This window comes from Bacillus sp. FJAT-47783, assembly GCF_022808615.1.
In the GTDB taxonomy this organism is placed as follows: Bacteria; Bacillota; Bacilli; order Bacillales; family Aeribacillaceae; genus Bacillus_BZ.
Genome location: NZ_JAKZKS010000001.1, coordinates 91,197 through 114,849 on the forward strand (window position 1 = coordinate 91,197; position 23,653 = coordinate 114,849).

Consider the following 23,653-nt stretch of genomic DNA (forward strand, 5'->3'; position numbering starts at 1 on the left):
GAAGGTGAGCTGTTCTTGCTCACCAATCAATTACTGTTGTGGTTCTTCTTTATAATCACATTGAACACATTGCACTTGAACACCTTTTTTCAAACGCTTTTCGATAAGGAGTGCTTCACATTTAGGACACTTTCTAGCAATCGGCTTATCCCATGAAAGAAAATCACAATCAGGATACTGATCACATCCATAAAACACCCTTCGTTTTTTCGATTTGCGTTCGACAATATTCCCTTTTTCACATTTTGGGCATTGAACACCAATTTCTTTCACGATTGGCTTTGTGTTTCGGCAATCTGGGAAATTTGAACAAGCCATAAATTTCCCGTAACGGCCCATTTTGTAAACCATTGGACTGCCACATTCTTCGCAATCAACACCTGCCAATTCATCTTTTATTTCGACTTCTTTCATTTCATTTTCGGCTCTTTCAAGTCTTTTGACAAAATCGTTATAAAATTCATCAATAATATTTACCCAGTTTACTTTTCCTTCTTCCACTTCGTCTAAGTCATGTTCCATTTTTGCGGTGAATTCAACATTTAAAATTTCCGGGAAAAATTCTCTCATCAGTTCATCGACAATTTCACCTAATTCCGTCGGAACGAACCGTTTATTTTCTAATGCAACATACCCACGTTTTTGAATCGTATCGAGCGTTGGAGCAAATGTTGACGGCCTGCCAATCCCGAGCTCCTCAAGCGTCCTTACTAACCGTGCTTCTGTGTAACGTGGAGGCGGTTGTGTAAAGTGCTGTTCAGGTTGGATATCTTTTGTTAATACCGTGTCTTCCTCTTTTAGATTAGGCAAAAGTCGATTCTTCTCTTCCACTTTATCATCTTGACCTTCTACATAAACTTTCATAAAGCCCGGAAATTTTATTTTTGAACCATTTGCTCGAAATGTCAAGCCATTATTCACTAAATCAACGCTCATTGTATCCATAACAGCCTGAGCCATTTGACTAGCGATAAATCGCTCCCATATGAGCTTATATAGTCGAAGCTGGTCACGACTTAAGTATTCCTTTAAATCGCTTGGATTGCGAAACGCTGACGTTGGCCGAATCGCTTCATGGGCATCTTGTACATTTCCGGCTTTTTTCGATTCTTTATTACTCGTTGCCAAATATTCTTTCCCGTATTTTTCCTCAATAAATTGTGAAGCCTCTTGCTTTGCCGTATTCGAAATGCGGGTTGAGTCCGTTCTCATGTACGTAATTAAACCGACCGTTCCTTCTTTTCCTAACTCAATTCCTTCATATAATTGCTGGGCAATCATCATCGTCTTTTTTGCCCGAAAATTCAACTTTCTGGCTGCTTCCTGTTGCAAAGAGGATGTCGTAAAAGGTGGTGAAGGGTTTCGTTTTCGCTCTTTTTTTGTTACTTTTGCGACTGTAAACTGATTCCCTTCCATTTGCTTTAACAACTTTTGAACTTCCTCTTCTGTTTTGAGCTCCATTTTTTGTCCGTTTATTCCGTAAAACTGCGCTTCGAATACTTCTTTTCCTTTTAGAAATTCAGCTTCAATTGTCCAATACTCTTCTGGTTTAAAATCATTGATCTCCTTTTCTCGTTCAATGATTAAACGAACGGCAACGGATTGAACACGACCAGCACTCAAGCCTTTTTTTACTTTTTTCCATAATAATGGGCTAATGTTGTAACCAACTAATCGGTCGAGAATACGACGAGCTTGTTGGGCATCAACTAGGTCCATATTAATCGCTCGTGGATGTTTAAAGGATTCCTTAATCGCATCTTTTGTTATTTCATTAAATACTACGCGACAATCTGATTGTATATCAATGTCTAAACTATGAGCTAAATGCCAAGCAATTGCTTCTCCTTCTCGGTCCGGGTCGGCTGCGAGATATATTTTTTTCGCTTTTTTCGCGGCACTTTTTAGCTCTTTTAAGACAGGTCCTTTTCCACGGATGGTAATATATTTTGGTGTAAAATTATCGTCAACATTTACCCCCATCTGGCTTTTCGGTAAATCCCGAACATGCCCCATTGAAGCCTTTACTCTATACTTTTTGCCTAAGTAGCGTTCAATTGTTTTTGCTTTTGCAGGTGATTCTACAATGACTAAATAGTCCGACATGCATTTTCCTCCTTAAGAGGTATTCTCTCTCTATTGTATTCTTTAAAAGCATGCAATAAGCGCATGCAAAAGTTTATATTAAGTTTGAAATAGATACAAGCGTTTTATGAAATAAATCCCCACTATTATTAAATATTCCAATCTCTTTTGTCAAACTTAATGTTGAACTTATTGTATATGCTTTCTTACTTTCTTTTCGATATGTTCACGAAAAGTCCTTCATTTTATCGAAAACATTCGTGAACATATTACATCATGTTATAGCCACAATAAAAAAAATTCATTCTTTTTTCACAAATTATTTCAACATCGGTTGTAAGAACCTTTCGATATCTTCAGGTGAAAAGATGACGGTAGCCCCATCTTTCATTAAATCTACATTCCCAATAAAGCGCTCATCAAAAAGTTGACATGGAACCGTAAACACTTCTCGCCCTTCGTCAAGCGCATATTGAGCCGTAATAAGTGAACCGCTTTGTTTAGCCGCTTGCACGACAAGAGTTCCTAAACTAAGTCCGCTAATGAGTTGATTACGTTCAGGAAACATCCATTTTTGCGGCCGCGTATTAGGTGGATGAACGGATAGTAGTAAATGATTTTTTGCGATTTCTGATGCCAATGAAATATGTTCCCGAGGATAAATGTGGTGAAACCCACCTGCAATAACGGCAATTGTCCTTCCCTTGTTTTCAACTGCTACTTTATGAGCTTTTCCATCAATTCCTTTTGCTAATCCACTTACAATTACCCAATCAGGTGTTAACGGCTTTAGTATTTTTTCAACGACTTGCAACCCGTAAGAACTCGGCTTCCTCGTACCAACTACGCTTAGATTCTTCTTGTTTTGAAGAAGGTTCGTATCACCTTTACAAAACAATACGACAGGAGGTTGTGAAATATGTTTTAAATATGTCGGATACTTCTCGTCAAATAGTGTGAGAACAGAGATATTTTCTTTTTGATAGGATTCAACAAGTCGAATTGCGTTAATCGAATGAAAATGATGGAGGAAAGAAGCAGCTTTCGATTGAGAGAATGAAGTCATTGAAGATAGTTCCGCTGTGGAAACCGTGTTTAAAAACTGTAGAGTCGAGTCAAAATGCAGAAATTTTAATATTCTTCGATTAGAAATGCTCGGACAATGGACAAGCTTAAGCAGACTTTCGAAACGACCGATCGGTATTCCCTCCCTTGTCTATAAATAGGCAAGATCATGACCACACTTTGTCTTAAAATTGTGGTAGGAATAGCCAAACGGCTATCCCTACGTGAGATGATTAATGAGTTTTACATGCTTCGTAAAGACCTTTTTCTTTCAGAACGGAAATAAGTGTTTCACCCATAACCGAAGGTGTATCTGCTACTTTAATTCCACACTCGTTCATTGTTTTAATTTTTTCAGCTGCTGTACCTTTACCACCAGAAATAATGGCACCAGCATGGCCCATACGTTTTCCTGGAGGTGCAGTTTGACCGCCAATAAAGCCAACTACTGGCTTTGTCATATTTTCTTTAATCCATTCTGCCGCCTCTTCTTCTGCCGTACCGCCGATTTCACCAATCATGATCACAGCATATGTTTCAGGATCCTCATTGAATGCTTTTAAAACGTCGATGAAATTCGTTCCATTTACAGGGTCTCCACCAATACCAACCGCTGTAGATTGACCAATTCCAGCTTGAGATAATTGATGTACCGCTTCATACGTCAATGTCCCAGAACGTGATACTACCCCTACATGACCTTTTGTATGGATGTAACCAGGCATAATACCAATTTTACATTCTTCTGGCGTAATGACACCTGGACAGTTTGGTCCAACGAGGCGCGTTTTCTTCCCTTCCATATAACGCTTCACTTTTACCATATCCATAACTGGAATATGCTCTGTAATACAAATAACGATATCTAATTCCGCATCTACTGCTTCCATAATGGCATCCGCAGCAAACGGAGCTGGTACATAAATAACAGATGCATTTGCGCCCGTTTCCTTTACAGCATCTTCTACTGTATTGAATACCGGCACACCTTCAACTTCTGTACCACCTTTACCTGGTGTCACACCACCAACGATTTTTGTTCCGTACTCAAGCATTTGCTTTGTATGGAATAGGGCTGTTGAACCTGTAATCCCTTGTACGATTACTTTTGTATCTTTATTAATAAATACACTCATCTTTGTCCCCTGCCTTTCTTACTTTACTAAAGAAACGATTTTTTGAGCACCATCAGCCATTGATTCTGCAGAAGTAATATTTAAACCAGACTCATCTAAAATCTTTTTACCTAAATCTACATTTGTACCTTCTAAACGTACTACAAGCGGAATGGTTAAGCCAACTTGCTTTGTCGCTTCTACAACACCTTCAGCAATAACATCACATTTCATGATTCCACCAAAGATGTTGACGAAAATTCCCTTTACATTTTGATCTGATAAAATGATTTTAAATGCTTCGGTTACTTTTTCTGCAGTGGCACCGCCCCCAACATCTAAGAAGTTAGCAGGTTCTCCACCGTAATATTTAATAATGTCCATCGTTGCCATCGCAAGACCGGCACCGTTTACCATACAACCGATGTTTCCATCTAACGAAATATAGCTTAAATCGTATTTAGATGCTTCGATTTCTTTCGGATCTTCTTCATCTAAATCGCGATACTCTAAAACATCTTTTTGACGGAATAAAGCGTTTCCATCGAAGTTTAGCTTCGCATCAAGCGCCATTACTTTTCCGTCTCCCGTTACAACAAGAGGGTTAATTTCCGCAATGGAACAATCTTTTTCTACAAAAACTTGATATAGTCCCATCATAAACTTGACAGCTTGTCCAACAAGCTCTTTAGGGATGTTAATATTAAAGGCAATTCTACGCGCTTGGTATCCTTGTAAGCCTACAGCAGGGTCGATGTACTCTTTAAAGATTTTTTCAGGTGTTTTTTCCGCTACTTCTTCAATTTCTGTTCCACCTTCTTCAGAAGCCATTAACACAACACGAGAAGTCGCACGGTCCAAAACGAACCCAATATAATATTCTTTTTTAATATCGCAGCCTTCTTCAATTAGTAAACGTTTTACTTCTTTTCCTTCCGGGCCTGTTTGGTGTGTAACGAGCGTTTTTCCTAAAATTTCATTCGCATACTCGCGAACTTCATCTAAACCTTTTGCTACTTTTACCCCACCAGCTTTTCCACGGCCGCCCGCATGGATTTGGGCTTTGACTACGACTACATCAGTTCCTAGTTCTTTTGCTGCTTCTACAGCCTCATCAACTGTAAACGCAACCTTCCCATTCGGAACCGCTACCCCATATTTTCTGAGGATTTCTTTACCTTGGTACTCATGGATATTCATATCCCATCCTCCTATCGTATGTACGAAAAATTAAAGTTTTCTGACCAATTTTTTTGTCAGAGAAAACAGACTGCGCTTTCATTTTATAAAATAGTTTGGCTATTGTCTACCATTCTAGAAAAAAACTAGCTCATATTTCTATAAATAAATGAAACAAACGTAAAATAATCCAATTGGAGTGAAAGTTTATATTATTTTAAAATAATGTTCTATCGTTTCAAATTTTGATCTAATTGATAAATAAAAGCAAAAACTTCAGCGATAACCTCATATAATTCTTCTGGAATTTTTTCATTTACATCGACCTCGCTTAACAATTCTACAAGCGATGCGTCCTTTTGGATTGGCACGTTACAGAGCTTAGCCCTTTCTAAAATCGAATGAGCCATTTCGCCTTCCCCTTTAGCAATCACTCTCGGAGCATCATCTTCATGTTCATCGTATTTTAAAGCAATAGCTTTTTCTCTCATATTTTCACGTCCACCTTTTCGTATACTTCATGCTTCATCATTTGTTGGAATCGGTCATTAACGACTTCACGATTCATTTTTTCTACAGATACGCTAGATAATTGAAAACCTAAATTTTTTAATGCGTCTTGAAGAGTGCTGATAAAAGGGTGAACTTCTTTTTTCGATAAATAATTATTATACATATTTATTTTTACAACTTTGTTTTGTATGTATAAATCTATTAATAGTTCTTGTAAATGTTGTAAATGCAAATCGAAAACGATTCGGCAATAATTCGGGTCAATCATCCCATTTTTCTGTTTCTTCCCATAAAATTGTAACGTCCATTCTGTGACGATTTTCTCAAGAGCGAGCGGAAACTGTAGAAATAAATGTTGAATAGGTCCCTGGTCCATTGATAAAAGAGTTTGCGCATTTAATTGATAAAGCACTTCTCTCATTTTCGCTCTTAATACCGGATGTTTCTCTTCATTTCCTCCTTTTATTAGTAACGGTTTTAATGATTCCAATGCCGCTTTTTGAACAGCTTCATAACTTCCTTTTTTCACTAAGTTCTCATAAGAGAGCCCTAATAGCAAAATCATTTGTTTGAAAAATTGAGGCAATTCCTTTTGAGACGTAGCTTGATCCATTTTTTGAACGTATTGTAGTGGTGAGAAATTTTCCTTTTCTCGGTTGTTTAAAAAAATTTGTAGACGATGATCGAGCTGTTGACTCGTTTGCGATAAATGGTTTTCACCTTTTAAAAGATTTGATAACTCAACTAATTTGTTCGTTAATGTTGGTTGTTTGCTAGCTAATAACGTCTGAATGATTCCATCAGAAACAGGCCATTTCCGCTTTAAAATCAAAAGAATCGTATCAATGGATTGTTCGATAAATGTGACGTTCATTTCGTTTACATTGTTTTGTAGCCACTGTACACTTTCTTTTAGCTGCCCACTCGTAAAAGGAATTTGTTCTTTTATCAGTTTTTTTACAAATAATGTTGAAATTTTCGTAATCGGCAAACGGTTGTATGACAAAAGTTGTTCATGTAATGCTTTCTTTTCTTTTTCTTGTTTTGACACAACTTTTAATGTCAATCCTTGACTCGTGACAACTGCTTGAAACCAATAGGACTTTAACGCTTCAACAGACGTTTCAAGCTTCGCTGTAAGCGTTTCTGAGCCAATTTGTACGAGTGCGTATTGATTCGGTAAAAACTTTAAAATACGCCCCATTACAAGCTCTCCATCTGCAAGTTTAAGAGCATTTACTGCTTTTAATCCTTGTTGGCTTACAAAAGACAGTTGGCTTATCGATGTAAGTGGGTTCATTTGGATCACCTTAACATTCTAGTCGTAACGATTTGATTGGCGCAAACGATTTACGATGTTCGCATATAACACCGTATTTAGTAATTGCTTCTAAGTGCTGTTTCGTTCCGTATCCCATGTGTTGTTCAAATCCATACTGTGGATATTTTTCCCCAAGCTTTTTCATGTAACGATCTCGCGTTACCTTCGCTACGACTGAGCTCGCTGCAATGGAAATACTATTTGCATCCCCTTTTATAATAGATTGTTGCGGTAATGGGATCGGAAGCTTCATTGCGTCAATGAGTAAGTATTCAGGTGCTACTTTCGTTAAGCTTTGTAACGCTTTTTGCATCGCTAATTTCGTTGCTTCATAAATATTAATTGTATCCACTTCTTCAGCTGACACAAAACCAATTCCAACATCTAGAGCTTTTTCTATAATTTTGTCATAATAATATTCTCTTTTCTCTTCTGTTAACTTTTTTGAATCTGTTAGCCCTAGCAAATAAAAGTCTTCGCGTAAAATGACGGCTGCGGCGACAACAGGGCCAGCTAACGGACCCCTACCAACTTCATCAATACCCGCAATATATTCGTACCCATTTGATCTTAATTCGTTTTCATATGTACACATTCTTTCAAATTCTTCTTTTAATGCTTTTTCCTTCTCATAAGCATTGATCCACTTTTTTACGAGCTGTTGAACGTTTTTTCGCTCATCGTTTTGACAATGCTTTATAAATGGGTCGTTTGGATCTATAATATGTTCTAATTTTAGAGCAATTTCTTTTGCTGTCAGTTTATTCATAAAAGATTCCTCTCCTACTATATCGGTTCATTTATGAAAAAATAAAGACCCGCTATGACAGCGAATCTTTATTTTCATCAGGATTTTCAAAGCTTATTCGACCAAGCTTCATCGTGCGTAATTCGCGAATGATAAGCTCTGCTGTTTTATCATAGTCAATGAGACCTCCGCCCATTAAACAGCCTCTTCTCTTCCCAATATGGTCAAAGATGTCGACAATATCCTCTGAGAATGACTCAAAACCGTACCGTTCCTGTAATCGTTCTGGATAGTATGTCATTAAGTGCTTTAAGACGAAAACAGCTATATCTTGCAAATTCAATATTTCATCTTTAATGGCGCCAGTTGCGGCTAGTTTCTGGCCAACTTGTTGGTCTTCAAATTTCGGCCATAAAATTCCTGGTGTATCTAAAAGCTCTAGTTCTTTCCCAACTTTAATCCAACTTTGTGCCTTTGTAATCCCTGGCCGGTCACCCGTTTTCGCAATATTTTTTTTTGCTAAGCGATTAATCAATGTTGATTTTCCTACATTTGGAATACCAACAATTAAAGCGCGAATGGCACGAGGATTGATTCCTTTTTCTCGCATTTTCTGAAATTTATCGTGAAGTAATTGTTTACTTAAGTCCGTAATCTGTTTTAATCCTTCCCCTTTTTGGGCATCAATCGCGATGGCGTGGACATGATGTTGCTCAAAATAACGGAGCCAATTTTTCGTTACGTTTTCATCTGCCATATCAGCTTTATTTAATAAGACGATACGCGGCTTATTCGAAATAATTTCATCAATCATCGGATTCCGAGATGAGAGAGGAATTCTTGCATCCACAAGCTCAAACACAATATCAATTAATTTTAATTTCTCTGTTACTTCTCTTCTAGCTTTCGCCATATGGCCTGGAAACCATTGAATCGTCAACTGCATCACCTACTTCATATTACTCTACAATTCCTACTTCTTCTAACGGCCAATATACAAAGTTCGTTTTCCCCATCACTTCTTCAATCGGCACTGTCCCGATATGACGTGAATCTTTACTATATCTGCGATTATCACCCATCACAAAAATCTCGCCCTCTGGAACCGTTGATTGACCGTTCATCACATCTAAATTTTCCAATTTAAATGGCTCTGTTAACGGTCCATCAATAATTTCTTTTTTATATTGCTCTAAATACGGCTCTTCATAAGGTTTGCCGTTGATAAAAAGCGTATCATCTTTATATTCAATATGATCGCCCGGTAAGCCGATGACTCGTTTTATGTAATCCTTCTCTTCTGTTGCATGAAACACGACAATATCAAATCGTTTAATATCAGCAATTTTTGTGCCAATTTTATTAACGATCATCCGGTCTTGATGATTTAGTGTTGGCATCATCGATTGTCCGTCAACGACAATTGGCGCAAAGAAAAAGGAGCGAATAACAATTGCTAATACAATCGCAATGGCGAGAGCTTTTATCCATTCAACCAGTTCATTTTTTTTCTTTGCCATCCTCTTCACACACCTTCATACTTATCATTTGTCTTTTATTATTGTAATATAAACACACGTTCATTTCATCAATTATAGAAAAAGGAGCTTGCCAAAACAAGCTCCTTTTTGTTTGTTTCAAATGTTTGATTATCTTTCTTTAATACGAGCTGCTTTTCCGCGTAGGTTACGTAAGTAGTAAAGTTTCGCACGACGTACCTTACCACGGCGAACAACTTCGATTTTCGCAATTTTCGGTGTGTGCAATGGGAATGTACGCTCAACACCAACACCGTAAGATACTTTACGGACAGTAAATGTTTCGCTAATTCCACCACCACGACGCTTAATAACAACACCTTCAAACACCTGAATACGCTCACGAGTACCCTCGATAACTTTAACGTGTACGCGTACAGTATCTCCAGGACGGAACTCAGGTAAATCAGTGCGTAGTTGTTCTTTAGTGATTTCTTCGATTAATTTTTGCATCGAATTCAACTCCTTCCAACAGATGCTCATGCACGTTTTTGCAGCGGAACATCGTTATCAAACTAAAACGAAACCGTCTTAGTCACAAAAAACATCATATCATATTCAAGTCATTGAAGCAATATATTATTTCTCTTTTTTTATCTCTTCTAACCATTTACTTTGTTGATCTGTAAGAGGGTATTTCTCAAATAAATCAGGCCTTCTCATCCATGTCCGGCGGAGAGACTCTTTCTGTCGCCATTCGGCTATTTTTTGATGATTTCCACTTAACAATACGTCTGGCACTTTCATTCCTCGAAATTCGCGAGGACGTGTGAAATGAGGATGTTCAAGTAAACCCGTAGAAAAGGAATCTTCTATGTGTGATTCTTCTTTTCCTAGTACACCAGGTAATAAGCGAACGACACTATCAATAATCGTCATGGCTGCTAATTCTCCACCTGTTAAAACAAAATCCCCCATAGATATTTCATCTGTTACAAGATGGCGAATGCGCTCGTCATAGCCTTCGTAATGTCCACAAATAAAGATAAGATGCTCTTCTTTTGCTAATTCTTCTGCTTTTTTTTGATTGTATGTTTCACCTTGAGGGCATACGAGAATAATTCTTGGATTTTTTGTATGATGTTTTTCTTTTAAATCATCAACAGCGTCATAAATAGGTTGCGGTGTTAATACCATTCCTGCTCCACCGCCATATGGATAATCATCAACTGTTTGATGCTTGTTTACCGAATAGGAACGAAAATTAATGACGTCAATTGTGACGGCCTTTTTTTCTTGGGCTTTTTTTAAAATTGACTCATTTAAGACACCGTGAAACATATTCGGAAATAATGTTAAAACATCTATTTTCATTCGTCTAAAAGTCCTTCCATTAGTGAAATGGTAATCTTTTTATTCGATACATCAATCTGTTTGACAACTTCGTCAATAAATGGGATAAGGGCATCTTTTTTGCCTTTCCGTTTAACAACCCAAACGTCATTTGCACCTGGTGTTAAAATTTCTTTCACCGTTCCGATTTCAACACCATCTTCTGCGAACACATGACAGCCAATGATTTCATGAAAGTAAAATTCCCCCTCATCCAACACTCCTAATTGACTTTCGGGAATTTTTAATAGCGATCCTTTAAACGGTTCCACCTCATTTATCGATTCATACCCTTCAAATGTCAATAAATCAAAATTTTTATGTGGACGTCTCGTCTTAACGACAACCTCAACCGGATCCTGCCCTTCTTTAAACACAAATAGCAAATTCCCCGGCTGATAGCGCTCTTCAGGGAAATCCGTTTTCGAAATGACACGCACTTCACCACGAATACCGTGAGTGTTTACTATTTTTCCGACATTAAACCATTTTTCACTCATCTATCATCACCTCAGCGAATTTCTAATACGATTCCATCTTTAATGACGATTGTTTTTTCTTTCATTAATTCTTCCCAATTGTCACCAATATTTATGTCAATAATGCCATTTAATTCTTTTTCCTTTAATTCACTCCCAAGCGGAAGAATATGTAATTGTTCAATTTGGAACTCTGTCGTTTTAATTTTTTCTTTCCGTCTCTCGATTTCTTTCCGATATTGAGATGTTAATAGGTGGTTTGCTTTCACTTTTTTTAATTGAAAATATAGTTGATCACATTCCCTTTGCAGTTGATCCTTCTGTCTAGTAAATTGCTGCATGAGCTTTTCCTTACTCGTTTCCGTTAAAATTTGCTTGACTGTTACTTGGTGAAGAATTTTCATAACCTTCCCCCTGTCAGGCAGTCCTTTCCACTTTTTAAGGAGAGAACTTTTTATTCTTATTTTATCGTACAAAAAAATTCCAAACCACTTTTTCTCACATTACGAAAAAAGGCGAGGTTTATATCCCTCACCTTTTTAATCATTAATTTCTAAAAAAACACGCTTTGTCGAGTGATTACCTGCTGCATACACGACCGTTCGAATCGCTTTTGCAATTCTTCCTTGCTTTCCAATCACTTTTCCAACATCTTCTTTATGAACGTGGAGTGTAAAAACGATTTCGTTTTCTTTCTCTCTGCGATCGACAGACACGTCATCAGGAAAGTCCACAAGCGCTTTTGCAATGGTTGAAATTAATTCTTCCATTTGCACCACGTTCATTACTTGCTGTTTTTCGCGTTATGGAATTTTTCCATAATGCCTTGTTTCGAGAAAAGGTTACGAACTGTATCAGATGGTTTTGCACCATTTTGTAACCATTTAAGAGCTAAGTCCTCGTCAATTTTCACTTCAGCTGGCTCACTAACTGGGTTGTAAGTTCCAACTGTTTCAATGAAACGTCCATCACGTGGTGAACGAGAATCAGCTACTACGATACGATAGAAAGGAGATTTTTTTGCTCCCATACGTTTTAAACGAATTTTTACTGCCATTTTACTAGCACCTCCGAAATATTTTCAACAAGATAGTATATTATCAGTCTTAAAATCGTTTGTAAAGTGTTTTTTCTTAACAGAATGAAAATGTTACATAAAAGGGAATTTAAATCCGCCTTTGCGCTTTCCCTTTGACATATTTGTCATTTGCTTCATCATTTTTTTCATTTCATCAAACTGTTTAAGTAAACGGTTTACTTCTTGAACGGAAGTTCCGCTTCCTTTCGCAACTCGTTTTTTACGACTCGCATTCATAATTTCTGGATTTGTTTTTTCTTCTTTTGTCATGGAGCGAATAATAGCTTCAACATGGCTAATTTGCTTTTCATCGACTTGAAGATTTTTGAGCCCCTTCATCTTATTCGCACCAGGGAGCATCGTGATGAGCTCGTCAAGCGGACCCATGTTGCGAACTTGTCCTAATTGATCAAGGAAATCATCGAATGTGAAGGACATCGTCCGCATTTTTTCTTCTAACTCTTTCGCCTTCTCTTGATCAACAGAAGCTTGTGCTTTTTCAATGAGTGTAAGCACATCTCCCATTCCTAAAATTCGAGAAGCCATCCTTTCTGGATGGAATGGTTCAAGAGCATCGAGCTTTTCGCCCATACCAGCAAATTTAATAGGTGTTCCCGTAACAGCACGAATGGAAAGCGCAGCACCACCGCGCGTATCACCGTCTAATTTCGTTAAAACAACACCTGTTACTCCAAGCTGTTCATGGAAGCTTTTCGCGACATTCACAGCATCTTGACCTGTCATCGCATCTACGACTAGAAAAATTTCATCCGGTTTCGTAAATTCTTTTACTTGCTCCAATTCGTCCATTAGTGCTTCATCGATATGCAGTCGACCAGCCGTATCAATTAACACATAGTCATGGTGTTCTTCTTTGGCGTGAGCAATCGCTTGTTTTGCAATTTCAACTGGGCTCACTTGATCGCCAAGTGAAAAAACAGGCATATTCAGCTGCTTTCCGAGTGTTTCAAGCTGTTTAATCGCTGCTGGACGATAAATATCTGCTGCCACTAATAATGGTTTTCGATTATATTTTTTCCGCAAAAGATTGGCAAGCTTTCCTGTTGTCGTTGTTTTTCCCGCACCTTGCAATCCAACCATCATGATGACCGTTGGCGGGCGCTGACTAACGGCAATTTGACTTTGTTCTCCGCCCATTAGTTCCGTTAGTTCTTCTTTTACGACTTTAATGACTTGCTGACCAGGAGTCAAGCTTTTCATTACTTCTTGACCAACAGCTCGTTCACTTACTTTTTTAATAAAATCTTTTACAACTTTAAAGTTCACATCGGCTTCCAGTAACGCAAGACGTACTTCACGCATCATTTCTTTTACATCAGCTTCTGTTACTTTTCCTTTGCCGCGGATTTTTGATATCGTACTTTGCAGTCGGTCGGCTAACCCTTCAAATGCCATAAAATTGCCGCCTCCTAATCCAATTTCTCAAGAGCTTGTATAAGAATCCTTAATTCCTCAGTATCGCTTACTGTTTTTGAAAGCTGTTTTAGTTGTTCAATAATTTTCTTCCGCTCTTGAAACTTCTTTAACAAGCCGAGCTTTTCTTCATACTCTTCAAGCATCGCTTCTGTTCGTTTTATGTTGTCATAAACAGCTTGACGACTTACTTCAAATTCTTCAGCAATTTCACCAAGGGAGAAATCATCAAGATAATAAAGAGACATATAGCTTTTTTGCTTTGGGGTTAACAACGATTGGTAAAAGTCAAGTAAGTAATTCATTCTCGTTGTTTTTTCGAGCATCATCACTATCCCTCCCTATGTTAAGTGAAATGCCTTTACAAGATATTAGTTTAGCGAAACGAACAGATGATGTCAAGTTTTTTTCTTAACATATAAGAAAAGCGAATGCGCCTTGCACACCCTTGGGTAAAAAAGTTTTTACGACGTATAGAGCTCGGTGGCTTTCGCTAGACACTAAAAACTATGAATTTTATACTTTCTTACTATTAAAAAAAGAAGAAGCATTAGGCTTCTTCTTCAACTAAATCTGCAAATAGACCATATACATATTGTTCCGCATCGAATGGTTGGAGGTCATCCATTTTTTCTCCAAGCCCGACGAGTTTTACTGGAATGTTTAATTCGTTTCGGATGGCTAAGACGATGCCACCTTTTGCGGTTCCATCTAATTTCGTTAGGGCGATTCCGGTTACGTTTGTTGCATCTGAAAATTGCTTTGCTTGATTCATTGCATTTTGTCCTGTTGTTGCATCTAAGACGAGAATAACCTCATGTGGCGCGCCTGGAATTTCCCGTTCAATAACTCGTTTTACTTTTTCTAGCTCTTTCATTAAGTTCACTTTATTTTGCAATCGTCCAGCAGTATCACATAATAATACATCACAATTACGCGCCTTAGCCGCTTGAATTGCGTCGAACATAACGGCAGCAGGGTCGCTGCCAGCAGATTGTTTAATGACATCAACACCGACTCGTTCTCCCCATACTTCTAACTGTTCGATAGCACCCGCACGGAACGTATCACCAGCAGCAAGTAAAACAGACTTTCCTTCGCTTTTAAATTTATGAGAAAGCTTCCCGATTGTCGTCGTTTTTCCAACACCGTTTACACCGACAAATAAGACAACGTTTAATCGGCCCTCTTCGATATTTAGCTCGCTTGAGGCACCATCATCACCTTGATAAATATCAACGAGCTTTTCAGAAATAATGCTACGAACTTGTTTTGGGTCTTGAATATTACGGCGTTTCACTTCCATCTTTAATTCATCAATTAATTCCATGACCGTTTCCACACCAACATCGGCGGTAATTAACACTTCTTCTAGCTCTTCAAAAAAGTCCTCATCAACTTTACGGTAACGTGCAACAATATCATTTACACGCTCAGAAAACGAATTTCTTGTCTTTGAAAGTCCTTCTTTAAACTTTTGCGTAACGGAATCTGTTTGCGTCGAAATTTTTTCTTTTAACTTTTTAAAAAAACTCATTCGTTTCCTTCCTTTCACGATGATTTCATATACTGTTTGGAGTCTTCGATTTTAACCGATACAAGCTTCGATACACCGGATTCTTGCATCGTCACCCCGTATAAGACATCCGCCTCTTCCATTGTACCTTTCCGATGTGTAATGACAATAAATTGCGTTTCCTTACTAAACCGTCTTAAATATTTTGCAAATCGTTGAACGTTTGCTTCATCAAGGGCTGCTTCTACCTCATCTAGCACACAAAATGGTACAGGTCTAACTTTTAAAATGGAAAATAGTAAAGCGATTGCGGTTAAAGCTCGCTCTCCACCTGATAACAATCCTAAATTTTGCAACTTCTTTCCGGGAGGCTGTGCAACAATATCGACCCCTGTGTTTAATAAATCGGTCGGGTCTGTTAGTTTCAAGTCAGCTCGTCCGCCTCCAAACAACACTTGAAAGACTGTTTCAAACTCGGAACGAATTTGAGTAAACGTTGATTGGAATCTTTTTTTCATTACTTCATCCATTTCAGAAATGACGTTAAATAATGTCTCCTTCGCTTCTGTTAAATCATTGCGCTGTTCGCATAAAAACTTATATCGTTCAGAGATCCGTTCGTATTCATCAATCGCACCAATATTTACTGTACCTAATTCATCGATGGAACGTTTTATCAATTTTACTTTTTTCGTTGCTTCCTCTGCACATATGTGTAGAGGGTACTCTATCTTTGCCGCTTCATATGTCAGCTTATATTCTTCACGGAGCCGATGTAATCGATTATCCAGCTCCACATCTAAACGATTAACCTTCACTTCCTCATCTTTTAGCGAGTCTATTAATTGCTTTTGCATTCGTTTTAATTCTTTTAATTCGAGCTCTTCCGTCTCAAGACTCTCTTGCATCTTCATTCTTTGTTCTCTTCTTGCGTGAATGAGTTCAATCGTTTTGTTTTTATCTTGGAGCTTTCGTTTCGCAGCTTCTTCTAACTGCTCTTCCCCTGAAACATTGTTCGACATTTCATTCGATAAAATGGATAAATCTTCTTTCGCTTCGTAAAGTTTTTGTTCATTTGCTTCTTTTTCTTTACGAATTCTCTCCACCGTATCCTTCTCATTTTTATAAGCTTCTTCTTTACTTGCTAATTCGACTTTCAGTTCTGTTATTTTTTCTTGAAGTTCATGTTTAGATGCTTGTTGTGTATTTTTCAATGAGACGAGTTCCGCAATTTTTCCGTCCAACTGTTTAATCGCCTCGTCAATCGTCTTTAACCGATTATTTAATATCCGAATTCGATCTTTGTATTGTGATTCTTCTTGAAGGAAAGATTCTTTTTCCGTATCATACAATGCGAGTTGGTCATTTATATTTTTTTCTTTTAACTCAATTTCACGCCACTCGCTTCGAAAAGATTGTTCTTTTAAGCGCAACTCGGCTCCTTTTTCTCGTAGCTCCTCTGCGAAACGCTCTTGTTGTTGTATCGTCGCCTTTAACTGTTTTACATCTGTCTCAAGCGCTTCCGTTTTTCTTTCCATTTCTCCAAGCTTTTCTTGAATCGTCTCTAATTCACCTTTACGGCTTAATAAAGAATTTCCTTTCGTTTTCGTGGCACCACCTGTCATAGAGCCACCCGGGTTGACAACATCCCCTTCTAATGTTACAAGTCGTAAACGATGGCGCAGTTGTTTCGCTAAATCGTTTGCTCCCTTTAAATCTTTCGTAACAATCACGGTACCAAGAAGGTTCTCGATAATCGGACGATATTGTTCATCAAATGATACGAGCTCTGAGGCAATCCCGATAAAGGCTGGATGATTTTGTACAATCATCCGATCTGCTTGGGAGATTGCTCTTCGGTTCATAACAGATAATGGCAAAAATGTTGCGCGCCCAAATTTATTTTGTTTTAAAAAAGCAATCGCTTTTCGCGCGCTCGCTTCATCATTGACAACGACATGCTGCAAGGCTGATCCTAAGGCAATTTCAATGGCCGTTTCATAATTTCTAGCCATATGAATAAGCTCCGCTACAGCACCATGAATACCAGGAATTTCGTTACGGGCTTTTAACACTTCTCGGACACCTTGAAAGAATCCAGTGTAATCCTCTTGCATCGCTTCAAGCATTTCTTTACGCGATCTCGTCTGTTGTAAATATTGATACGCTTGATAAAGGCTCGACTCTTTCTTTTCATAAGCTGCTTTGTTCAGTTCTACTTGTTTTTGCGCTTCTCGATATGCTACAACTTGTTCATCCAACTCTTTTTGGGCGAAAGAGAGTTTCGCTTCAAGCTTATGTTTCTGCTCTTCAATCGTACGACGGCCTTCCAAAAACTTTTCGTTAGCCGTCATTAAGCGTTCCATTTTCATCTTATGCTGCTTCATTTGCCCTTCAATATATTGGATTTCATTACGAGCTTGTGCCTGTTCATTTAATAAATCGAAATACTCATTTTTTAAGGTTTCGATTTCTTCTTCAATATTTTCATTTAAATTCAAATAGGCTTGTTCTTTCTCCAATAATGAAGACTTCACTTCCTTTACAACCACCTCGTATTTTTCGAGCTGATTCACATGCTTTTCATATTGATGGCTAAGCTCTTCTAGTGTCGAGGAAATATGTTTGATCATCGACTCAAGCTGAGACTGGTTGTATGTAGCATTCTTTTTACGCTCTTTTAGCACTTCTTTTCGCCCTTCTAATTTCTCAAGCTCTTCGCTAGCCAATAGTAAAACTTGCTGTAAATCATTAATAGACTCATCAAGCGCTGTTATTTGATCCCGTAATTGTTCAATAGACGCTTCTTTTTTTTGAACAGATGTTGTGACTGTAAGTTCACGCTCTTTTAATTCCTCAACCATTTTCGATTGTTTTTCCCATTTTTCATAAAGCTCTTCAATTTCATGAACAATAAGGGCTACTTCAATTTGTTCTAGTTCTTCCTTTTGCTCCAAATATTCTTTTGCAATGGAAGCTTGTATTTTTAAAGGTTCTACTTGGCTTTCGAGTTCATGTAAAATGTCCTCGACACGATTTAAATTTTCTTCTGTTTCAAGTAGCTTCCCTTCGGCTTTCTTTTTCCTTGTTTTATATTTTAAAACACCAGCAGCTTCTTCAAAAATACTTCTGCGATCTTCTGCTTTACTACTTAATATTTCCTCGACTTTCCCTTGGCTGATGATAGAAAATGCCTCTTTCCCAAGGCCAGAATCCATAAATAAGTCGACAATGTCTTTTAAGCGACAGGCTTGTTTATTAATAAAAAACTCACTTTCTCCTGAACGAAATACCCTTCTTGTCACACTCACTTCTTGATAATCAATTGGTAAAAAATGATCTTCATTATCAAGGGTTAGTGTCACTTCAGCCATGTTTACACTTTTGCGCGTGTCACTTCCTGCGAAAATAATATCCTCCATTTTCGCACCGCGAAGAGATTTCGCTGATTGTTCTCCTAACACCCAGCGGATTGCATCCGTAATATTACTTTTTCCGCTTCCGTTCGGTCCAACAACCGCTGTCACTCCGCCGGAAAAATCAACGGCTACTCGATCTGCAAATGATTTAAATCCTACGATGTCTAGTCGTTTGAGGAACATCGTGATCCCCCTTATATAAAAGTCTTCCCTATTTTATCATAATCGAAATTTTATCGAATTACTTTGGAACAGGTTTCGTTTGTTGAATATTTTGAACATGTGAAAATAGCAATGTAGCCATCCCCGGTCTTGCCGGAAATGGCTTACTCATTTTGAAATGGGGTTTAGCTTTTGTAACGCTTGTTCTGCAGCATGCTGCTCCGCTTCTTTCTTCGACCTTCCAATTCCAGTCCCTAACACTTCTCCATTTAATGATACTGTCGCCACAAACTCCCGGTTATGTGCTGGGCCCTTCTCCTCTAATATTTTATATTCGAGCATCCCTTTAACATCTCGTTGAATAAGCTCTTGTAACTTACTTTTGAAATCCATCACATGAGAAAAAGCACCATCATTAATTTTCGGAAAAACAATCTTTTCCAAAAACTTCACAACGACTTGAAGACCTTGATCCAAGTAGAGTGCTCCGATAAACGCTTCAAATACGTCTGCTAATAATGCCGGACGCTGCCGCCCTCCGGTTAACTCTTCCCCTTTACCGAGTAAAACAAGCTTTCCAAATGATAATTCATTGGCAAAAGAAACAAGAGAAGGCTCACAAACGATCGCAGCTCGAAGCTTTGTTAAATCTCCTTCACTCATTGTTGGGTACATTTCATATAAATATTGAGAAACGGTAAGTTCAAGAACGGCATCTCCTAAAAATTCTAACCGCTCATTGTCTTCATAAGGTTTTTTACGATGCTCATTCACATAAGATGAATGTGTAAAAGCCTGATAAAGGAGCTTGTCATTCGTAAACGTGATGCCAATATTCTTTTGAAAGTCTCGGAATTCTTGTGCTTTTTTCATAAATGTTTTTTTTGCTCTAGCGTTCATTCTATTTGGCATACGTGACCTCCATCAATACGTACAATTACACTTAGTATAAATCATTCCATTCAAAAAAATCGATAGAACAGGGAAAGCCCCGTTGAAAAACGGGACTCGTTGTAAAAAAACCGTATTACGCTTGGCTTTTTATGTAGTTAACAGCGTCACCAACTGTTGCAATTTTTTCTGCATCTTCATCTGAAATTTCCATGTCAAACTCATCTTCAAGTTCCATAACAAGTTCAACTACGTCTAGGGAATCAGCACCAAGATCATCTTTAAAAGAAGACTCTAACTTCACTTCAGATTCATCAACACCAAGACGATCAACGATGATTTTCGTTACGCGCTCTAATACTTCTGCCATCTTCACTTCACCTCCCCTCAAGTATTATAGAGGATTTACTCTTAAATGACTAGAGAAATCTTTACCTCTTTACGGATTATTTACATCACCATTCCGCCATCAATATGAAGCGTTTGGCCAGTCATATATCCGCTCTTTTCAGAAGCTAAAAAAGTTACAACATTGGCAACATCCTCCGCTTCACCGAAGCGAGCTAAAGGAATTTGCTTTAGCATGTCCTCTTTCACATTTTGATCAAGCTTATCTGTCATATCTGTTGTAATGAAACCTGGTGCAATCGCATTTACAGTAATATTGCGGCTCGCAAGCTCTTTCGCTGTCGTTTTCGTTAGCCCGATCACACCAGCTTTTGCCGCTACATAGTTTGCTTGACCAGCATTTCCGCTGACCCCAACAATGGAAGCAACGTTTATAATGCGACCTTGACGCTGCTTCATCATTTGACGCGTTACAGCTTTTGTACAGTTAAAAACCCCTTTTAAATTAATATTAATAACGTCATCCCATTCTGATTCTTTCATACGCATAATTAAATTATCTTTCGTTACACCTGCGTTATTAACGAGTATATCCAATTGATTAAAACGATTTAACACTTCTTTTATCATTTTTGTTACTTCTTCTTGATTTGAAACATCTGCTTTCATTGCAAATGATTCACGACCAAGTGCTTGAATTTCCTTTACCACTTCGTTTGCTTTCGCTTCATTTCCTGCATAGTTCACCACGACATGTGCACCATTTTTCGCTAAATCTAATGCGATTGCCCGTCCAATCCCGCGAGAGGCACCTGTCACAAGGGCTACTTTTCCCGTAAGCATTACTGTTCCTCCTTTAACTTCTCTACTACGTCATGTAAAGATGATAAATCATAAACATTATACGTCTTAACACGGCGGTTCACTTTTTTCACTAATCCTGATAGCACTTTTCCAGGACCAATTTCGATAAATGTCGTAACACCAGCATCCAACATCGTTTGCACAGATTGTTCAAACCGTACAGGAGAATACAGTTGTTCCACTAATTTTTCTTTTATTTCAGCACCTTTTGAAATAGGTTGTGCTGTGACGTTTGCGATTACTGGAATGTTCGCATCTTTCATTTCCAAGTTATCAAGTACTTGTTTTAGTTCATTCGCTGCAGGCTTCATTAAATCAGAATGGAAAGGCCCGCTTACATCTAAAGGAATGACCCGTTTTGCCCCGTTTTCTTTTGCAAGAACAGAAGCTTTTTCTACCCCTTCCTTCGTGCCAGAAATGACAATTTGTCCAGGACAGTTTAAGTTCGCTAATTGAACGAGAAACCCTTCTTTCGTTACCTCATCCGTTACCGATTGTAAAGATTCTGTATCCATACCTAAAACAGCTGCCATCGCACCTTTTCCTGCTGGAACAGCTTTTTCCATTAATTGTCCACGTTTTCTGACGGCATATACTGCATCTTTAAAAGAAAGAACACCCGCTGCGACTAATGCACTATATTCCCCTAAACTATGACCGGCAACAAAATTAGCTGTAATTCCTGATTCTTTAAACTTTTCTAACATCGCGATACTTGCTGTTAATAAAGCTGGCTGTGCATTATACGTTAATGTTAACGTTTCTTGCGGCCCTTCAAACATAATGTTCGTTAAATTCATTTGGAGGGTACTGTCCGCTTCATCCATAACGGCTTTTGCAACTTCTACTTCATCATAAAAATCTTTCCCCATCCCAACTTGTTGCGAGCCTTGACCTGGAAAAAGAAATGCAATTTTACTCATGTCCATACTCCTTTCCCTCTTTTGAAATGGCATCATGTATTTTATTTGATACCTCGTTTATCACCATTTCACGTGCCTGACGAATAGCATTAAAAACAGCACGTTCATCTGATGATCCGTGCGCTTTAATAACAGGAGCTTTTAAGCCGAATAAACAAGCGCCACCATATTCTGAGTAGTCCATTTGTTTTTTTAAATTTTTTAATTGCGGCTTTAATACCAATGCTGCAAGTTTTGACGTAAATGAACTCGTTAACGTCGCTTTTAACATAGAAAATATCGATAATGCCGTCCCTTCAATTGCTTTTAACGCTACATTTCCAGTGAAACCATCTGTCACGACGACATCACAAACACCTTCAAGTAAATCACGAGCTTCAACATTACCGACAAAGTTTAACTCCGAACTTTTCAATAAGCCGAAAGCTTGTTTCGTTAGCTCATTTCCTTTTTTCTCTTCTGTCCCTACATTCAGTAGCCCTATTCTAGGGTTTTGAATACCTCTTACTTTTTCAGAATAAATCGATCCCATCACCGCATATTGATACAAGTGATTGGGTTTTGCATCTGCGTTTGCACCAACATCTAACATAATAAAACCTTTCCCATCAATTGTAGGAAATGTTGGAGCTAACGCGGGCCGTTCAATACCGTCAATGCGACCGACAACAAATAATCCTGCTGTCATTAATGCGCCAGTATTTCCAGCGGAAATACAAGCATCTGCGATTCCCTCTTTCACTCGATTTGCCATTATAACCATCGATGCATTTTTCTTCCGACGCACCGCTCGAACAGGTTCATCTGTTGCTTCAATCTTTTCTTCTGTATGTATGATTTGCAAACGATTTGTTTCTTGTTTTACTAATGGTTTGATTTCTTGTTCATTTCCGATTAATTCAATTTCAATATCTTGGAAATGTTCCAATGCTGTTATGGCACCTTGAACAATGGCATGAGGAGCATGGTCTCCTCCCATCGCATCAATTGCTAGTCTCATTTCCATACCCTTCCTTTTTCGGTTGATTTTTCGAGCGATACATTTCAAATTCACCTGAAAAGACGAGCTCTTGTCCTACATAACTGTTGACTTCAACATATGTGCGACCACTTTTATGGTCAATTTGTTTCACCTTTGCTTTTGCAACAACACGTTCATTCACCTTAACTGGTCGTGTAAAACGAATGGTTGACTTTCGCGTTAAGGCGAGCTCGTCATCGATGAGTGCAACGCAGAGAGAATTTGCTTGGGCAAATAAATGATGTCCTCGTGCGATTTGATTTCGTCTAAAAACGTGTTCTTTTTTTACTTCGAAAATGGAAATAGCAGAGAAATCAAGCTCGAGATCAATGATTTCCCCAATCACTTCGTCAATTGGAAGTGACTTGACTTCGTCCTGTAAATTTTGTTCCGCTACATGTTTAATACGTTCACGTAATTCAGGGATCGATAACTCTAAACGATCTAACCGTATTGTTTGAATGCTCACATTAAATTTCTCCGCTAACTCTTCATCGGTTATAAACGGAGTTTCTTCTATCGTTTCTTTTAATAATTGTTGCCGTTCCTTCTTATTTCTTCTCATTCTTTACACCGTCCGGACTACTATTATGACTAGGTACTAATAGTAGTATATAGTTTC

The 23,653-nt window shown here is 38.2% G+C and carries 25 protein-coding genes; all 25 read right to left on the minus strand.

Features of this window, described 5'->3' with window-relative positions; all coding sequences use genetic code 11:
- Positions 1–30: 30 nt before the first annotated feature.
- Positions 31–2,106, minus strand: a complete 2,076-nt coding sequence (gene topA, locus MLD65_RS00445) for a type I DNA topoisomerase (protein WP_243289887.1) — start codon at positions 2,104–2,106, stop codon at positions 31–33.
- A 298-nt stretch (positions 2,107–2,404) separates the two neighbouring features.
- Positions 2,405–3,151: a DNA-processing protein DprA gene (dprA, locus tag MLD65_RS00450; RefSeq protein ID WP_243289888.1), complete on the minus strand. Its 747-nt coding sequence runs from the start codon at positions 3,149–3,151 to the stop codon at positions 2,405–2,407.
- 232 nt (positions 3,152–3,383) lie between these two features.
- A complete protein-coding gene (gene sucD / locus MLD65_RS00455) occupies positions 3,384–4,286 on the minus strand; it encodes a succinate--CoA ligase subunit alpha (RefSeq protein ID WP_243289889.1) in 903 nt (300 codons plus the stop codon).
- Between the two features lie 18 nt (positions 4,287–4,304).
- A complete protein-coding gene (sucC, locus tag MLD65_RS00460; protein WP_243289890.1) occupies positions 4,305–5,465 on the minus strand; it encodes an ADP-forming succinate--CoA ligase subunit beta in 1,161 nt (386 codons plus the stop codon).
- A 209-nt stretch (positions 5,466–5,674) separates the two neighbouring features.
- Positions 5,675–5,935, minus strand: a complete 261-nt coding sequence (locus MLD65_RS00465; protein WP_243289891.1) for an EscU/YscU/HrcU family type III secretion system export apparatus switch protein — start codon at positions 5,933–5,935, stop codon at positions 5,675–5,677.
- Positions 5,932–7,257 (minus strand): hypothetical protein, encoded by a 1,326-nt coding sequence (locus tag MLD65_RS00470; protein WP_243289892.1) that lies wholly within the window; start codon positions 7,255–7,257, stop codon positions 5,932–5,934. Before MLD65_RS00470 ends, MLD65_RS00465 begins: the two co-directional genes overlap by 4 nt.
- A 10-nt stretch (positions 7,258–7,267) precedes the next feature.
- On the minus strand, positions 7,268–8,047 hold the full coding sequence (locus MLD65_RS00475) for a ribonuclease HII (RefSeq protein WP_243289893.1): 780 nt from the start codon (positions 8,045–8,047) through the stop codon (positions 7,268–7,270).
- 52 nt (positions 8,048–8,099) lie between these two features.
- On the minus strand, positions 8,100–8,966 hold the full coding sequence (ylqF, locus tag MLD65_RS00480; RefSeq protein ID WP_243289894.1) for a ribosome biogenesis GTPase YlqF: 867 nt from the start codon (positions 8,964–8,966) through the stop codon (positions 8,100–8,102).
- Positions 8,967–8,985: 19 nt separating this feature from the next.
- The gene (gene lepB / locus MLD65_RS00485; protein ID WP_243289895.1) at positions 8,986–9,546 is read right to left on the minus strand and encodes a signal peptidase I; all 561 of its coding nucleotides are present in this window, start codon (positions 9,544–9,546) and stop codon (positions 8,986–8,988) included.
- A 129-nt stretch (positions 9,547–9,675) separates the two neighbouring features.
- Complete coding sequence (gene rplS, locus MLD65_RS00490; protein WP_243290236.1) at positions 9,676–10,017, minus strand: 50S ribosomal protein L19; 342 nt, start codon at positions 10,015–10,017, stop codon at positions 9,676–9,678.
- A 126-nt stretch (positions 10,018–10,143) separates the two neighbouring features.
- The gene (gene trmD / locus MLD65_RS00495) at positions 10,144–10,878 is read right to left on the minus strand and encodes a tRNA (guanosine(37)-N1)-methyltransferase TrmD (RefSeq protein ID WP_243289896.1); all 735 of its coding nucleotides are present in this window, start codon (positions 10,876–10,878) and stop codon (positions 10,144–10,146) included.
- Positions 10,875–11,396, minus strand: a complete 522-nt coding sequence (gene rimM / locus MLD65_RS00500) for a ribosome maturation factor RimM (RefSeq protein ID WP_243289897.1) — start codon at positions 11,394–11,396, stop codon at positions 10,875–10,877. Before rimM ends, trmD begins: the two co-directional genes overlap by 4 nt.
- An 11-nt stretch (positions 11,397–11,407) precedes the next feature.
- Positions 11,408–11,779 carry a YlqD family protein gene (locus MLD65_RS00505; protein WP_243289898.1) on the minus strand — a complete coding sequence of 124 codons (372 nt, stop codon included), beginning with the start codon at positions 11,777–11,779 and terminating at the stop codon, positions 11,408–11,410.
- 135 nt (positions 11,780–11,914) lie between these two features.
- Complete coding sequence (locus MLD65_RS00510) at positions 11,915–12,145, minus strand: KH domain-containing protein (RefSeq protein ID WP_243289899.1); 231 nt, start codon at positions 12,143–12,145, stop codon at positions 11,915–11,917.
- 14 nt (positions 12,146–12,159) lie between these two features.
- Positions 12,160–12,432 carry a 30S ribosomal protein S16 gene (rpsP, locus tag MLD65_RS00515; RefSeq protein ID WP_243289900.1) on the minus strand — a complete coding sequence of 91 codons (273 nt, stop codon included), beginning with the start codon at positions 12,430–12,432 and terminating at the stop codon, positions 12,160–12,162.
- Positions 12,433–12,525: 93 nt separating this feature from the next.
- Positions 12,526–13,869, minus strand: a complete 1,344-nt coding sequence (gene ffh / locus MLD65_RS00520) for a signal recognition particle protein (protein WP_243289901.1) — start codon at positions 13,867–13,869, stop codon at positions 12,526–12,528.
- Between the two features lie 14 nt (positions 13,870–13,883).
- Positions 13,884–14,216 (minus strand): putative DNA-binding protein, encoded by a 333-nt coding sequence (locus MLD65_RS00525; RefSeq protein ID WP_243289902.1) that lies wholly within the window; start codon positions 14,214–14,216, stop codon positions 13,884–13,886.
- Between the two features lie 221 nt (positions 14,217–14,437).
- Positions 14,438–15,424, minus strand: coding sequence for a signal recognition particle-docking protein FtsY (gene ftsY / locus MLD65_RS00530; RefSeq protein ID WP_243289903.1), 987 nt, complete (start codon positions 15,422–15,424; stop codon positions 14,438–14,440).
- Positions 15,425–15,438: 14 nt separating this feature from the next.
- Entirely contained in the window at positions 15,439–19,005 is a 3,567-nt protein-coding gene (gene smc / locus MLD65_RS00535; protein ID WP_243289904.1) for a chromosome segregation protein SMC, read from the minus strand.
- A gap of 147 nt (positions 19,006–19,152) precedes the next feature.
- Positions 19,153–19,896, minus strand: a complete 744-nt coding sequence (gene rnc / locus MLD65_RS00540) for a ribonuclease III (RefSeq protein ID WP_243289905.1) — start codon at positions 19,894–19,896, stop codon at positions 19,153–19,155.
- A gap of 115 nt (positions 19,897–20,011) precedes the next feature.
- Positions 20,012–20,245, minus strand: coding sequence for an acyl carrier protein (acpP, locus tag MLD65_RS00545; RefSeq protein ID WP_243289906.1), 234 nt, complete (start codon positions 20,243–20,245; stop codon positions 20,012–20,014).
- A gap of 80 nt (positions 20,246–20,325) precedes the next feature.
- On the minus strand, positions 20,326–21,066 hold the full coding sequence (gene fabG, locus MLD65_RS00550) for a 3-oxoacyl-[acyl-carrier-protein] reductase (protein ID WP_243289907.1): 741 nt from the start codon (positions 21,064–21,066) through the stop codon (positions 20,326–20,328).
- Positions 21,066–22,010, minus strand: a complete 945-nt coding sequence (gene fabD / locus MLD65_RS00555) for an ACP S-malonyltransferase (protein WP_243289908.1) — start codon at positions 22,008–22,010, stop codon at positions 21,066–21,068. Before fabD ends, fabG begins: the two co-directional genes overlap by 1 nt.
- Positions 22,003–23,010: a phosphate acyltransferase PlsX gene (gene plsX, locus MLD65_RS00560; RefSeq protein WP_243289909.1), complete on the minus strand. Its 1,008-nt coding sequence runs from the start codon at positions 23,008–23,010 to the stop codon at positions 22,003–22,005. Before plsX ends, fabD begins: the two co-directional genes overlap by 8 nt.
- Positions 22,994–23,596, minus strand: coding sequence for a transcription factor FapR (gene fapR / locus MLD65_RS00565; RefSeq protein WP_243289910.1), 603 nt, complete (start codon positions 23,594–23,596; stop codon positions 22,994–22,996). The genes plsX and fapR overlap by 17 nt, the downstream gene beginning before the upstream one ends.
- Positions 23,597–23,653: the final 57 nt, after the last annotated feature.

Excerpts from the sequence above, each read along its gene's own strand:
- topA (WP_243289887.1), bottom strand. The coding sequence starts at position 2,106 with ATGTCGGACTATTTAGTCATTGTAGAATCACCTGCAAAAGCAAAAACA.
- dprA (WP_243289888.1), bottom strand. The coding sequence starts at position 3,151 with ATGACTTCATTCTCTCAATCGAAAGCTGCTTCTTTCCTCCATCATTTT.
- sucD (WP_243289889.1), bottom strand. The coding sequence starts at position 4,286 with ATGAGTGTATTTATTAATAAAGATACAAAAGTAATCGTACAAGGGATT.
- sucC (WP_243289890.1), bottom strand. The coding sequence starts at position 5,465 with ATGAATATCCATGAGTACCAAGGTAAAGAAATCCTCAGAAAATATGGG.
- MLD65_RS00465 (WP_243289891.1), bottom strand. The coding sequence starts at position 5,935 with ATGAGAGAAAAAGCTATTGCTTTAAAATACGATGAACATGAAGATGAT.
- MLD65_RS00470 (WP_243289892.1), bottom strand. The coding sequence starts at position 7,257 with ATGAACCCACTTACATCGATAAGCCAACTGTCTTTTGTAAGCCAACAA.
- MLD65_RS00475 (WP_243289893.1), bottom strand. The coding sequence starts at position 8,047 with ATGAATAAACTGACAGCAAAAGAAATTGCTCTAAAATTAGAACATATT.
- lepB (WP_243289895.1), bottom strand. The coding sequence starts at position 9,546 with ATGGCAAAGAAAAAAAATGAACTGGTTGAATGGATAAAAGCTCTCGCC.
- rplS (WP_243290236.1), bottom strand. The coding sequence starts at position 10,017 with ATGCAAAAATTAATCGAAGAAATCACTAAAGAACAACTACGCACTGAT.
- trmD (WP_243289896.1), bottom strand. The coding sequence starts at position 10,878 with ATGAAAATAGATGTTTTAACATTATTTCCGAATATGTTTCACGGTGTC.
- rimM (WP_243289897.1), bottom strand. The coding sequence starts at position 11,396 with ATGAGTGAAAAATGGTTTAATGTCGGAAAAATAGTAAACACTCACGGT.
- MLD65_RS00505 (WP_243289898.1), bottom strand. The coding sequence starts at position 11,779 with ATGAAAATTCTTCACCAAGTAACAGTCAAGCAAATTTTAACGGAAACG.
- MLD65_RS00510 (WP_243289899.1), bottom strand. The coding sequence starts at position 12,145 with ATGGAAGAATTAATTTCAACCATTGCAAAAGCGCTTGTGGACTTTCCT.
- rpsP (WP_243289900.1), bottom strand. The coding sequence starts at position 12,432 with ATGGCAGTAAAAATTCGTTTAAAACGTATGGGAGCAAAAAAATCTCCT.
- ffh (WP_243289901.1), bottom strand. The coding sequence starts at position 13,869 with ATGGCATTTGAAGGGTTAGCCGACCGACTGCAAAGTACGATATCAAAA.
- MLD65_RS00525 (WP_243289902.1), bottom strand. The coding sequence starts at position 14,216 with ATGATGCTCGAAAAAACAACGAGAATGAATTACTTACTTGACTTTTAC.
- ftsY (WP_243289903.1), bottom strand. The coding sequence starts at position 15,424 with ATGAGTTTTTTTAAAAAGTTAAAAGAAAAAATTTCGACGCAAACAGAT.
- smc (WP_243289904.1), bottom strand. The coding sequence starts at position 19,005 with ATGTTCCTCAAACGACTAGACATCGTAGGATTTAAATCATTTGCAGAT.
- rnc (WP_243289905.1), bottom strand. The coding sequence starts at position 19,896 with ATGCCAAATAGAATGAACGCTAGAGCAAAAAAAACATTTATGAAAAAA.
- acpP (WP_243289906.1), bottom strand. The coding sequence starts at position 20,245 with ATGGCAGAAGTATTAGAGCGCGTAACGAAAATCATCGTTGATCGTCTT.
- fabG (WP_243289907.1), bottom strand. The coding sequence starts at position 21,066 with ATGCTTACGGGAAAAGTAGCCCTTGTGACAGGTGCCTCTCGCGGGATT.
- fabD (WP_243289908.1), bottom strand. The coding sequence starts at position 22,010 with ATGAGTAAAATTGCATTTCTTTTTCCAGGTCAAGGCTCGCAACAAGTT.
- plsX (WP_243289909.1), bottom strand. The coding sequence starts at position 23,010 with ATGAGACTAGCAATTGATGCGATGGGAGGAGACCATGCTCCTCATGCC.
- fapR (WP_243289910.1), bottom strand. The coding sequence starts at position 23,596 with ATGAGAAGAAATAAGAAGGAACGGCAACAATTATTAAAAGAAACGATA.